The 12,328-nt window shown below is 67.3% G+C and carries 13 protein-coding genes; 12 read left to right on the forward strand and 1 reads right to left on the reverse strand.

Going from position 1 to position 12,328, the window contains the following annotated elements; genetic code table 11:
* Positions 1-194: 194 nt before the first annotated feature.
* The 3 genes from ACQEVO_RS01455 to ACQEVO_RS01465 all read left to right on the forward strand — a co-directional run bounded on the left by ACQEVO_RS01455 (position 195) and on the right by ACQEVO_RS01465 (position 1,824).
* Entirely contained in the window at positions 195-551 is a 357-nt protein-coding gene (locus ACQEVO_RS01455) for a hypothetical protein (protein WP_432907998.1), read from the forward strand.
* A gap of 457 nt (positions 552-1,008) precedes the next feature.
* A complete protein-coding gene (locus tag ACQEVO_RS01460) occupies positions 1,009-1,404 on the forward strand; it encodes a YchJ family protein (protein ID WP_432922224.1) in 396 nt (131 codons plus the stop codon).
* Between the two features lie 54 nt (positions 1,405-1,458).
* Entirely contained in the window at positions 1,459-1,824 is a 366-nt protein-coding gene (locus ACQEVO_RS01465) for a SelT/SelW/SelH family protein (RefSeq protein ID WP_432908001.1), read from the forward strand.
* 61 nt (positions 1,825-1,885) lie between these two features.
* On the opposite strand, the gene ACQEVO_RS01470 is transcribed toward ACQEVO_RS01465, so the two are convergent.
* Positions 1,886-2,110, reverse strand: a complete 225-nt coding sequence (locus tag ACQEVO_RS01470) for an FmdB family zinc ribbon protein (protein ID WP_432908003.1) — start codon at positions 2,108-2,110, stop codon at positions 1,886-1,888.
* Between the two features lie 118 nt (positions 2,111-2,228).
* Here ACQEVO_RS01470 and ACQEVO_RS01475 point away from each other — a divergent pair, with 118 nt between their 5' ends.
* The 9 genes from ACQEVO_RS01475 to ACQEVO_RS01515 all read left to right on the forward strand — a co-directional run bounded on the left by ACQEVO_RS01475 (position 2,229) and on the right by ACQEVO_RS01515 (position 12,319).
* Positions 2,229-3,797, forward strand: coding sequence for a carboxylesterase/lipase family protein (locus ACQEVO_RS01475; RefSeq protein WP_432908006.1), 1,569 nt, complete (start codon positions 2,229-2,231; stop codon positions 3,795-3,797).
* Between the two features lie 157 nt (positions 3,798-3,954).
* Entirely contained in the window at positions 3,955-5,235 is a 1,281-nt protein-coding gene (locus ACQEVO_RS01480) for a hypothetical protein (RefSeq protein ID WP_432908009.1), read from the forward strand.
* A 193-nt stretch (positions 5,236-5,428) separates the two neighbouring features.
* Positions 5,429-6,187: a hypothetical protein gene (locus ACQEVO_RS01485; protein WP_432908012.1), complete on the forward strand. Its 759-nt coding sequence runs from the start codon at positions 5,429-5,431 to the stop codon at positions 6,185-6,187.
* Between the two features lie 14 nt (positions 6,188-6,201).
* Positions 6,202-6,945: a hypothetical protein gene (locus ACQEVO_RS01490; RefSeq protein WP_432908015.1), complete on the forward strand. Its 744-nt coding sequence runs from the start codon at positions 6,202-6,204 to the stop codon at positions 6,943-6,945.
* A 12-nt stretch (positions 6,946-6,957) separates the two neighbouring features.
* Positions 6,958-8,259, forward strand: a complete 1,302-nt coding sequence (locus ACQEVO_RS01495) for a hypothetical protein (RefSeq protein ID WP_432908018.1) — start codon at positions 6,958-6,960, stop codon at positions 8,257-8,259.
* A 14-nt stretch (positions 8,260-8,273) separates the two neighbouring features.
* Positions 8,274-9,914 carry a hypothetical protein gene (locus ACQEVO_RS01500; RefSeq protein WP_432908021.1) on the forward strand — a complete coding sequence of 547 codons (1,641 nt, stop codon included), beginning with the start codon at positions 8,274-8,276 and terminating at the stop codon, positions 9,912-9,914.
* The gene (locus tag ACQEVO_RS01505; protein WP_432908024.1) at positions 9,911-10,960 is read left to right on the forward strand and encodes an aminotransferase class I/II-fold pyridoxal phosphate-dependent enzyme; all 1,050 of its coding nucleotides are present in this window, start codon (positions 9,911-9,913) and stop codon (positions 10,958-10,960) included. Before ACQEVO_RS01500 ends, ACQEVO_RS01505 begins: the two co-directional genes overlap by 4 nt.
* On the forward strand, positions 10,957-11,700 hold the full coding sequence (locus ACQEVO_RS01510; RefSeq protein WP_432908027.1) for an amidohydrolase family protein: 744 nt from the start codon (positions 10,957-10,959) through the stop codon (positions 11,698-11,700). Before ACQEVO_RS01505 ends, ACQEVO_RS01510 begins: the two co-directional genes overlap by 4 nt.
* Before the next feature lie 10 nt (positions 11,701-11,710).
* Entirely contained in the window at positions 11,711-12,319 is a 609-nt protein-coding gene (locus ACQEVO_RS01515) for a hypothetical protein (protein ID WP_432908030.1), read from the forward strand.
* Positions 12,320-12,328 lie beyond the last annotated feature (9 nt).

Consider the following 12,328-nt stretch of genomic DNA (forward strand, 5'->3'; position numbering starts at 1 on the left):
GTAATCCGGCCTCGGCCGGCGACGCGCGCTCCGCACCTGGGGAACCCGCACTCGCGGAACCTGCGCCGCGGCGCGCCGGTGTCCGGCGCCGGCGGATACGCGGGCCGGAGCGTCGGGGCAAGGCCGGCGACCGGCGGCGGAGCGGATCGGCGGCCTACGACCGCCCCGCGGATCCGCCGGGACCGCGGCCCACGGTGGACGAACGGCTGGCGGTCGTGGACCAATTGCTGAATGGCTCGATCCCGGCCGCGGGCGCCGTATGGTCGCGGGCTACCGCGTGGATTCTGCGGATCGCGCTCGAACAATCGGTGGACGACCTGTGGGCCCGCACCGAACCGGCTCTCGCGCGCTGCCCGATGCGCGCCCAGCTCCTCGCCCTCGGGGTGATCGCGGACCCACCGACCGCGGCGCGGGTGGCCGCTCTGTGGACCGCCCTCTCACATGCCGCGCACCACCACGATTACGAACTGGCTCCGGCCGTCACCGAGCTGCGGCGCTGGCGCGAGGACACCGCCCGCGCCGCCGCCGAACTCGCCGCGGTCCGTCGCTGACCCGGCATCCCGAGAAACGACCGGTCGCTTACTGCCGAACCGTGCGGCCGACGGCCACCCGGCCGAGCTCGGATGTTGCCGTCGAGCGGGGCAGTCGAGGTTGCCGATACCAGCGGTGTCGCAGCCGCGGAGCGGGCCATGCGCGGCGGATGCCGACCCAGCCACCGGCGGGAGCAGCGAGTATGCCGTGCCACGCCCACCGCTACCGCATCGACCAGAGCACCTTCTGAATCGCTGCCGCGGTCGCGGCCACCGCGGTGGAGCCGGAGGGTGCACTGCCGGCAGGAGAATCGGCCCCCGCCGAGGCCGCGCGAGCGCGGACGGGCGAGATGGTGGCGACGGGTCTGGCCGGCACCGGGCTCCTGGGCGCAGCCGGGGTGGCGGACAGCCGAGCCGGTTCGTCGAGGCCGGACTCGGTAGCGGGGGCGTCGGGAGCGGTGTGGGCGGTTCGCGCAGAATCGCGGGTGTGGACGATTCGAAGCCCTGCCCCTGCCGGCGCGGCGAAACCTTCGCCGAATGTTGTGGCCCGCTGCTGGCCGGCCGCCCGGCGCCGAGTGCCGAGGCATTGATGCGCTCGCGATTCACTGCGTTCGCGCTGGGTGACGCCGAATATCTGCGCCGGTCCTGGCATCCCCGCACGCGACCGGATCGGCTGGACCTCGACCCCGCCCGCCGCTGGTTGTTCCTGGAGATCCACGAAGTGACCGGTGGCGGACCGTTCGAGCAGTCCGGGACCGTGGAATTCACGGCCCACTACCGCGACCCCGGTGGCCGCGGGCAGCTACACGAGACGAGCCGCTTCACCAGGGTCGACGGAGCGTGGTGCTACATGGACGGCGATATCGCCGGCTGAGCGCCCCCGGAACTTGCCCGGCTTCCGCGCTCGCCCGCCGGTAGTGTGCACGCCATGCCGCGTATCGCCATCGAATACTGCACCCAGTGCCGCTGGCTGTTGCGGGCGAGCTGGATGGCGCAGGAGCTGCTCAGTACCTTCGGTACCGAGCTCGGTGAGGTCGCCCTGATTCCCGGCGAGGGCGGGATCTTCCGCATCACCGTCGACGGAGAGCAGGTGTGGGAGCGCAAAACCGACGGCGGTTTCCCCGAGATCGCGGTGCTCAAACAACGCGTACGCGACCGCATCGCACCGAGCCGTGACCTCGGGCATATCGACCACGATCGTTCGGACGCCGAACCCGGCTCGAGCGACCGGCCAACCGGGCGGGGGGCAATCGACCGGGGCCGCGACGAATCCGGGCCCGAATCCGGCGACTGAACACGCTCGTCCGGTTCCTACCCGGCGACCGACTCGCCGACGGGCGGCGTCCGACTGTCGTTCAGCCGCAGCAGCCGCCCCCGCAGCATCCGCCACCGCTGGTAGGGGCGGGAGCGGATACCGCTGCCGGCGCCGCCGCGCGGCCGGTCGTCGCGAATGTGGTGAGCAGTTTCACCGTGTCGTCGTGCCCGCCGGGGCATACCGCCGGATCAGACGCCTGGGCCATCGGGCGGTTGACCTCGAACGTGTCGCCGCAACTGCGGCATCGGAACTCGTAACTCGGCATGGCGAGGATTCTAGAGACGTTTCGGTCCGGTGTTTCCGGCGCGCAACGCGACCCCTCCGGAACCGAAATGTAACCACTTCGGTCGTACTCTCGAATGCACAGGTAGAGGAGGTCTGTGATGAATGTCCAGTGCTTCGAGGTAACTCCTGGGGTGGACGGGTCCGCACCGGTGGCCCGGACCGAGTCCGGTGCGGTCCGGGGTACCCGCGAGGGGGCGGTATCGGTCTGGCGCGGGATTCCGTATGCCGCCGCTCCGGCCGGTCCACGCCGGTTCCGGCGGCCGCGGCCACCGGAACGCTGGGACGGGGTGCGTGACTGTGTCGCCTTCGGGCCGGTCGCCCCGCAGGATATGGACAACACCGTTCCGATGGACCGTTCGCTGGCGATGGGGGAGGACTGTCTGTGGCTGAACGTCTGGGCCCCGGCCTCGACCGCCGAGGAACCGCGTCCGGTGATGGTGTGGTTGCACGGCGGGGCGTACTGCCTCGGCTCGGCCGCGCAGGCCGTCTACGACGGCGGTAATCTGGCCGCCACCGGTGACGTCGTGGTCGTCACGGTGAACTACCGGGTGGGGGCGCTCGGCTTCCTGGATCTCTCCTCGCTCAGCGACGAATTCGTGCCCAACCTGGGCCTGCTGGACCAGCTCGCCGCCTTGGAGTGGGTGCGCGACAATATCGCCGGATTCGGTGGCGACCCGGGCAATGTGACCCTGTTCGGGGAGTCCTCCGGTGCCGGTTGTGTCACCGCGCTGCTCACCGCGCCGCGGGCCGCGGGGCTGTTCCATCGGGCGATCGCGCAGAGTCCGCCCGCGACCGCCGTGTACGGCCGGGAACGCGCCGCCGGGGTGGCCGACCGTTTCCTCGAACTGATGGAACTACCCAGGTCCCGGGTCGACGAACTGCTGACCTGCCCGATCGAGCGGATCGTGCGGGCGGCCGCGGTGCTGATCGACGAGGTGCCGTTGCAGGCCCCCGGCACGCTGGCCGCGGCGCCCGTGGTCGACGAGGATCTGCTGCCCGGTTACCCCACCGACCGGTTCCGCGACGGCCGCTCGCACCGGGTGCCGCTCATCATCGGCACCAACAAGGACGAATCGTCGCTGTTCCGGCTGTTCCGGTCGCCGATCATGCCGGTCACCCCCGAAGCGGTGAACACCATGCTCGAACAGGTGCAGGCCAGCCACCCGGATCTGTCGCCGGAACGGGTCGCGGAGATCACCGCCGTCTACCCCGACCTGGCCAAACCCCGCGGAGCCCTGGCCATGTCCACCGACGCCGCGTTCCGGATGCCGGCCCTCTGGGTGGCCGACGGCCATTCCCAGCATTCGCGCACCTGGATGTACCGGTTCGACCACGCGACCCCGATCCTGCGCGCCGCCCGCGTCGGCGCCGGTCATGCCACCGAGCTACCGTACGTTTTCGGCAACTTCGGCACCTTCGACCACGACCCCACCTTCTGGCTGGGTGGCCGCCGCCAGGCCATGGAGGTCTCCGGCCGGATGATGCGCCGCTGGCTCGCCTTCGCCGCGCACGGGGTCCCGGCCGCGCTCGACGGTTCCAAACACTGGCCGCCCTACCACCCGGAATCCCGGGAAACCCTGCTCATCGACACCGTCGACCGCGTGGTCCCCGATCCCGAGGGCGACCTCCTCACCGCCTGGGGCGAACGCGCGGTCGGCTTCGCCTGACGATCGGGTATCTCGGTAGTCCCGGTTCCGATGCTGCAGAAACGAGATCGAAAGGCGACATTCCGGGGACAGGACGGTCTCTAATCTCAGGGAATGTGCAGAACCGGTGCGTCGTGGGCGCCAGGGCACGGTCTCCGAGGTCCGATCAGGTGTCCTCATGGATACGCGCGGGGGTAGCACCACGCCGCGGCGGCAGCTGCGGATTGCCTCCGAGCTGCGGCAAGTGCCAGGTCTGCTGCACACCCTGGCGTTGCTCCCGCTGACCGACGCCGAGGTCGAAACGGTGGTGGAGCGTGCGTTGGCCGAGAATCCCATGCTGGAACGGGAACCTGGATCGGTCTGCCCGGGTTGTGGGCGCTGGCGACGTGACGATCGGTGCGCTAGATGTATGTGCATCCCACTCGCGCCACCGGACGTGGCGTCACGCCCCATCGATGAAGTAACGACCCTGGCGCTGTGTGAGGTCCGTCCGGATTGTCGTCCGGTGATGGTGCTTGTTCTCGACCACCTCACCGACCGAGGGCTACTCGACAGCGAACCCGCCGAGATCGCCGCGCTGCATGGGGTGCCGCTCGGGCACGTCACCGAATGCCTCCGCGCACTACGCGCGGCCGGTCCTCCCGGTATCGGCGAGCGCGATATGGCGAGCTTGCTGGCTGCGCAGGCGCGAGTCCTCGTCGCTTCCGGGAGTGCAGAGCACTGGGTGGTCGACCTCGTTCACCGGCATCTCGATCTGATCGCCACCCGGGACAGTCACCGGGTAGCCGAGCTGTATTCGGTCTCACCCGGTGCGGCAGCGCGGGCCTTCGACCTGGTGGCCGAACGGCTGCGACCCTATGCCGATGCCGGGCAGGTGGACGGTACGGATGTGCGTGTTCCACCGGACATCATGGTGGAACGCACCGGGAGCGGAGCTCTCGAGGTGCGGGTTCACGACAGCCACTGGTTCGGGCTGCGTGTGCGTGGGATCGATAGGGAACTGGCCGTGGATACGCGGGCAGTGGCGTGGCTGAGGGATTACCGGCGGGCAGCACACGAAATGCTGCGGAGACTGGACTGCCGGGCGAGTGCGCTCGAGCGGATCGCTCGCGCTGCGGTCGAACACCAGGAGGGTTTTCTGGCCGGCGGGCCGACCGCGCATCGGCCGCTGACCCGCGCCGCTGTAGCAGCTGCTGTCGGCGTTCACGAGTCGACGGTGTCGCGTGCGGTGTGGGGTAAGAAGCTGCGCCTGCCGGATCGGTCGATCATCGACTTTGCAGATCTCTTCGGCACCGCGGTTGCGGTCCGCGCTGAACTGGCCGCGCTGTGCCGGGATACCTCATTGGGCGATCGTGGACTCTGCGAAGAATTGCGAGCCCGGGGGTTCGCCGTTTCGCGCCGCACGGTCGCCAAGTATCGCGCCCAACTAGGGCTCGCTCCGGGTTACCTGCGCGGCTGACCGGTATCGCTGCGGCGGATCATGCCGCCGACTCCGGTACCGAAGCCGACTTCGGTGGCGGGGACGATCACGGTCTAATCGGCGAAATCGAGTTCGCACCACTGCCGGCGAAACCGCAGGTCGTGTGTTGGCACGGTTCGTGCAGTGAGAAGGGGTAGAAGCGCACAAACCGTATCGACCGAGAGGGAGAACCATGCACGACATCGATCGCATCCTCTTCGAATCCGGTGAGGAGGTGTACGGCGAGCAGTTCGAGGACAGCGGCGGGGGATTGGAATTCGGGCAGCAAGAGGAAGACGAGACCTACGAAGAGGGAGAGTCCTATCAAGAGGAGGGGGAGACCTATGGCGAACTCTTCGAAGAAGGCGAGACGTCCGAAGCGGGGCTGTTCGGTGAGGCTCTGAACGAGGAAACCGGTGCCGAATCGGCGCTGGCGGCCGGATTACTCGAGGTCACCAGTGATGAGGAGCTCGACCGATTCCTCGGCAACCTGATCGGTTCGGCAGTGTCGGCTGCACGCGGGTTTGCCGCCTCCGATGCAGGTCGTGCGGTGGGCGGCGTGTTGAGACAGGCCGCTAAACGAGTGTTACCGCAGATTGGGCAGCAGGTGGGCGATTACCTCTCACCGGGCGCGGGTGGAGCGCTGGGGCGCAGCGTCGGCACTTGGCTGGGCAGCAATCTCGAACTCGGTCTCGAGGTCGAGGGTCTGTCGGAGGAGGACCGGCAGTTCGAGACCGCGCGCGCTTTCATACGGTTCGCCAACAGCACTGCGCGGCAGGCTGCGCAGGCTTCACGGTCGCTGCCACCTCAGCGAGCGGCACGCCGGGCGGCGCTGCTCGCTGCTCGCCGCTACCTGCCGGGGCTGGTTGTCCCCGCGGGAGGCCCCCGGCGCAGGCGCCGGTCCGGCCGGTGGGTGCGGCGCGGACGCCACATCATCATCCTCGACGCATGAACGGACGGTCCGAAATGACTACATCGGAAGAGGTCGGTGAACTGTTCGAGTTCACCGGTGAGAACGACGAAGAGCTACTCGAAGAGCAGTGGGAGTTCGCAGGCCAGGTCGGGGAGAGCGTACTGGGGGAAGAACAGGAAGCGGCACTGGTCGCCGAGCTCCTCGAGATCAGCACCGAGGACGAACTCGACGAGTTTCTCGGCAAACTCGCCCGGCGAGCTATCCGGAGTGCGGGAAGATTCGTCCGGTCGCCGATCGGAAAAGTCCTCGGCGGCATCGTCAAGGGGGTCGCCAAGACCGCGTTGCCGATGGTTGGCGGAGCGCTGGGATCGATGGTGCTGCCCGGTGTCGGGACCGCCCTGGGCTCCAAATTGGGATCGATGGCCGGCAGTCTGCTCGAAGAGGAAGAACTGGCGTCTCTGGGTGAAGCGCAGGCGGAAGAACTCGCGGCGCAGCGTTTCGTACGGTGGGCCGGCGCGACCTATCGAAACGCCGCTCGAACCCCACGTTCGGTGCCGCCCCGCGCGGCTGCCCGCGCCGCGGCGATCAGCGCGGCTAGGCTCTATGCGCCCGGACTGATCGGCCGCCAACGTGGCTGGGCGGGTCGCAGGCGCCGTCGCGGCTATCGGCCGCGCTACGGCTACGACTATTCCGGCTGGGACGATCGGTCCGCCGATCCGTACGCCGCGCCTCCGGACCAGGCCACGTCGGGGCGCTGGGTGCGCCGTGGCAACACGGTAACCCTGATCGGGCTGTGAGGCGGTGCCACCGTGGATCAGGGTATCCGGGCGAGCGAGCTGATCGAGGCCGAGGCCAGGGGCCTGCTGAGCCGCCTCGACATGATCCGGCCGTTCGTCCTGAACGAGACGATGGTGACGGCCGCAATGCCACCCTACGGAACACTGCTTGCTGTCGAGCGGTTCCTGTACGAGAGCCGAGAGGCGCTGCGCGGACAGGTGCGCGACTATCTGACCTGGCTGCGCGGTCCCGGGCGCGGCGCGGGCGGAGGCGAGCAGCAGCGGCGTTTCGTCGTGGTGCGAATGGCGTTCAACAATGTTCTCACTCAGTTCGACCTGTTCGCGGAGACCATCACCCAGCGCAGCGAGCACCGTACCGGTGTGTGGTTGTCCGGGCTGGACGTGCTGGCGTCGGATGCCCTGCGGGTGCGGGTTCCCGGAGTGGGTGAGACCCCGGTCATCTGCTATCTCGCCCGGGGTGCGGGCGCCGCGATCCGCCGCACTCGCACCCGCCTGCCCGGCGGTCGCAGTAACCCGGTAGCGATCATTCGGATTCCCAGGGAGCGGATGATCGGCAGCGGTATTGCTTCCTCACTCGTGCACGAGGTCGGTCATCAAGGCGCCGCGCATCTGAACCTTGTCGAATCACTGCGCGCCGACATCATGGCGGCAGCGCGCGCGAATCCCGCCGGTGGCTGGGATGTGTGGTACCGCTGGATCAGTGAGATCGTCGCCGACTGCTGGTCGGTCGGCACGCTCGGTATCACGTCCACCGTCGGGCTTCTGGCTGTGGTCAGCCTGCCGAAGTTCTTCGTCTTCCGGCCGTCCGGTAACGATCCGCATCCGATGCCCTATCTGCGGGTCCTCATCAGCACCCGGATCGGTGACGCGCTCTATCCGCATCCACAGTGGGCCGCGATGCGCGACACCTGGAAGCAGCTCTATCCCATCGGGCAGTTGCCCCCGGCTCGGCGGGAGGTGATCGAACGGCACGAGGCGACGGTCGAACCGTTCGTCCGGTTGTTGCTCGGCCACCGGTCGGCGGCATTGCAGGGACGTCGGCTGGGCGAGATCTGGCCCACCGCAGGGCGCGCCCCGGGCCAATTGCTCACCCATTACCGGAGCTGGAACGGGGATCTCGGGGTGATGGCACGACAGCGGCCTGCACTGGTGTTCGCTGCTGTCGGTCAGGCCAAGGCAGCCGGCCTGATCACCCCGGAACGCGAAGCCGGGCTCCTGCGTGACCTGCTCTCGGCATGGGCGGTCCGCAGCAGTCTCGATCCCGCACGCCGCCCTACCTCCTCCAGCGAAGCGCCGGTACGGCGCGTTTCTTGAGAAAGGCAGATGAAATGAAGGCATCATTGCTGCCGGAGCACCTGATCATAGGTACTGCAGGTTCCATAAAACTCGAGTTCGAACAAAGTGATCAGTCAGGATATTACTGGTTTATGGTCGAGGGGCAGATCGTCAGCTTTGTCGAAGACGAACGGGAAGACGTGTTCAGGTACCATTTGACATCTGACCGCAGGGCAAAAGTTACCTATATTTCAGTGGTTGCCGAGGACGTCGGCGACGTAATAATAAGATGGTTCCGTGCGGGTGGCTCCGGCCTTGATGACGCGCGGGCGACCGATATCCTGAACGCAGGTGATGAAATTATCGGATCTACCGTAAATACTGCCACAATAGGAAATGTCGTCGAAAATCCGTACACGAGGCCTATTCCTGTTTCTCTCGAGCCTTCACGGCGTCCACAGACCGAGGACGAACTTCTCTGGGCGTTCGTTGATAAAGTCGGTCTGCGGATGCGGTTCGAGAAATTCTGTGAGTTCGTGCACCCTCAACTTAAGGTGCAAGGCGGGCACCATCTGGGTCACGATGCGTATTCCTCGTTGAAAAGTCTCGCCGACCAGTTCGTTGCTCATGCGGCTCTGCCGAAATCCGCCATGGAGGCAGATTCCGATCTGGCCGACGGGGTCTTCCGGGATGTGCTGACCGGTTCGTACGTGGAGGGAATCAAGCATCCTTCGAAGTGGTACCTCGGAGAACGCCCTTACGGTCATGAGCTCGTGAACGGTGAAGATCTCGACGAACTGGAGCGAGCGTACCCGCTGATCAACGTCCCGTTCGTCGAATTGATCTGGAATTACTGGATGGAGGAGGCGATGCTGGTCCAGACGATGAACCGGATCGTCGCCCGCTTCCAGAACCGCCGGTCCGACCCGGTCGGCGATCCGCTGTTGCGGCTGAATGTCAATCCGCTGATGTCGTTACGAGCGTTTTTGTGGCCGTTTGCCGAAGACGAAAAAAATCGTCTCACCGTGCGCAGGCGCGCTGCCGAATACGAATACGAATACGGTCTCCGGTTACGCGGAAGGGCGATTCCACACGCATCCACGCTTTCCGAGCGTCGCAGTCAGTTTTTAGAGGCATTTCACCGGCTGCTGCATACCTGTTCCGGATTCTTCAAGGAATTTGATGACAAGACTGTGGACGCCGATGCATTCCCGTTGCTCAGTAATCTGCAGGAGGTGCATCTCATACTTGCGCGAGGAGCGCACAACCAATTTGCCGCACTGGCGCCTGCCGCGCGAGCAGAGATGCTCACCATTCAATGGATGCTCGCGCAACCGGAGATGCACGAATTCCTCGGCGGTCCCACCATGATGCCGTACGAGGAGGAATGGATGGACCGGGTCGATACAATGAAGACCCTGCAGCACTGGTCCGATACCAGCGTGACCCATTTCTTCGAACTCGCCGTCCACGGTGAGCAGCTCCTGCTGTCGATACGGCACGGTCGCTGGAACGACTCGAAGCGGACCCGCGAGCACGCCAAGAGCTGGGCATTGAATTTCCGCAATCCTATACAACGCTATATCGGTGCCCTGGAAACGGTGGTGGGTATCGACCTCAAGACCGCCGTCGACGCGACCATGCTCTCGGACCTGCTGCAGCGGCGGCTCGACGACCAGCGGACGCGGGCGTGACCACCGGCCGCCGGGCGGACTTCACCTCCGCACTGTTCCTCGGTTTGCTGCATCCGTCGGCGAGCTTGCCGGACTGGGCATCGCTGACCACCGGGGTACCCGCCGCCGTAGACGAATCGGCGGTCGCTGAGCGGATCGGGACCGCGATGGCCGCCGCGCAGCGGGCGGACGCGGGGCTGGTGTCCCGGTCGTCCCTGCATGCCCTGCTCGATGTGTTCACCCTGCTGCCCAGGCCGGGGACGACGGTGGTGGTGGATGAGGCCGCGTATCCCACACTGCAGCTCGCCGCCGAGGCCGCTCGCCGGACGGGTGCCCGAGTTTGCACGTACCGCCACCATTGTCCAGAGAGCATCGAGCGACCCGCCGGATGGCTGATCGTCGCGAGTGATGGATGGTGCCCGGGCTGCAACCGTCCGGCGCCGATTGCCGCGCTGCGTGATCTCGCGGTCGGTTCCGGGGGGCTGCTCGTCCTGGACGATTCGCTGGCTTGCGGCGTATTGGGCCGGACGGTGCCCGGCGAGATCTTCGGCGACGGGACCGGCACGCCTCGTCGATTCGGCGTCAACCATCGTGACCTGGTGTGGGTGGCTTCTTTCGCGAAGGCCTACGGGACCCCGCTGGCCGTTGTCACCGGGCCGGAGCCGGTGCTGGCGAGGTGGCGGTCGGACGGTAGCCGGTTGCATGCCGCGCCGCCCTCGGTACCCGATCTGGCGGCAGCCCAGCGGGCACTGCGGCTCTCCGGGCCGCTGCGCCGCCGCCGGATGCGGTTACAGACGCGAGTCATGGCTGCCCGCCGGATGCTCACCGCAGCAGGTCTGCCGTGCAATGGTCTGCCGTTTCCGATGGTCGGTGTACCGCTGCCGGTCACCACTGCGGTCCGGTGGTGGGAGATGTTGCGCGTGAACGGCATCGACGCGCTCGTGCAGCGGCCGCGCTGCCGTCGCGAGGCGCTGCTGAGCTTTGCCCTCGGCGCGCGCCACAGCGCGGCCGAGATACACCGGCTGGGGACGGTGCTGCGCGCCGTCGCCGACGAGGGTGCCGCATGACCGGCCCGATTATCGACTCGCATTGCCACACCGGTACCGCCGGCGTGCTGGTGCGGCGTGGTGAGCGCGATAGCTCGCTGACCCGCTACCTCAGCCGGGCAGAGCGGGCCGGAATCGGGCGCACAGTCCTGATGGCTCCCCCGGTCGGACGTTATGCGGATGCCAACCGCGAGGTCCAGGCTCTCGTGGCCGCGTATCCCGGCCGGTTCCTGGGCTACGTGTTCGTCAACCCCCGCGCGGATCGCGGCCGGGTGGCCCGCATCGTCGCCGGTGCTGTGGCCTGGGGCGCGCGGGGAATCAAGGTGCACTGGTCCGATGGCGTGATCACGTCCGAGATCGCCGAGGCCGCGCGCAGGCACGGTGTGCCCGTGCTCTACGATCCGCGCGGTGATATCCCGGTGGTCCGCCGGATGACCTGTTCCTACCCCGATGTCGCCTGGATCGTGCCGCACCTCTCGTCGTTCGCCGACGACTGGAAAGCGCAAGCGGCTTTCGTCGACGAATTGTCCCGGACCCCGAACCTGTTCACCGACACCTCCGGAGTCCGGTACTTCGACATCTTGGCCGACGCCGTCCGGCGCGCCGGAGCGCACAAGATCTTGTTCGGCACCGACGGACCGTATCTGCACCCGGGCGTGGAATTGGCGAAGATCCGAGCGCTCGGCCTGTCCGGAACCGACTTCGAACTGGTGGCGGGGGGCAACCTGATCCGGCTTGCCGGGCCCGCGGCAAACCGTTGAGGAGGCGATCATGTACCTGTTCGCATCGAGCGAGGAGACCCGCAATTGGGCCGACACCACCGATGCGCGCGAGCCGTTCCGGCCACCGGGTGGGCCTGGGATCGCCGAGGTCAAACCGCACACCGACACAGGCATCCGCCAAGGGCTCGCCCAACTGCGCAGCTATCGTTACGGCGATGGCAAGAAGCCGCCTCTCTTCGCCGGCGGGGTACAGCTACTGGTTACCTATGTCCCGATCGACGCGTCGGGCAAACCGGTACGCCGTGGCCGCGCCGCCGCAGTCCGGGTCTACGCGCGCAGCGTCACCTGGCCGCCGCGGGAGCGGTCCGGGCCTGTCGTGCTCGGCCCGCTCCAGCAGGCCGGGACCAGAAGACTACCCGAGGTGCTTCCCTTCCCCAGAGTCGACGAGTCGGGATACTTCGGCCACGCCGTGGAGAAATTCGTGCGGGGGCATTTGCACCGGATCAGCGGACGCCCGGCCGTCCGTGGCTACGGTGGCCCACGCAGCGGCCCCGATATCGTGTGGAAGGAACTCGCCGCGCTCTACGGCGAGCTCGCACGGGCCACCGGCGATCCAGCGTTCGCGCAGCTGGCGACCGAGCTGGCCACGAGACCCTGACAGGCCGGA

The organism is Nocardia sp. CA-290969 (assembly GCF_050936135.1).
Lineage (GTDB): Bacteria > Actinomycetota > Actinomycetes > Mycobacteriales > Mycobacteriaceae > Nocardia.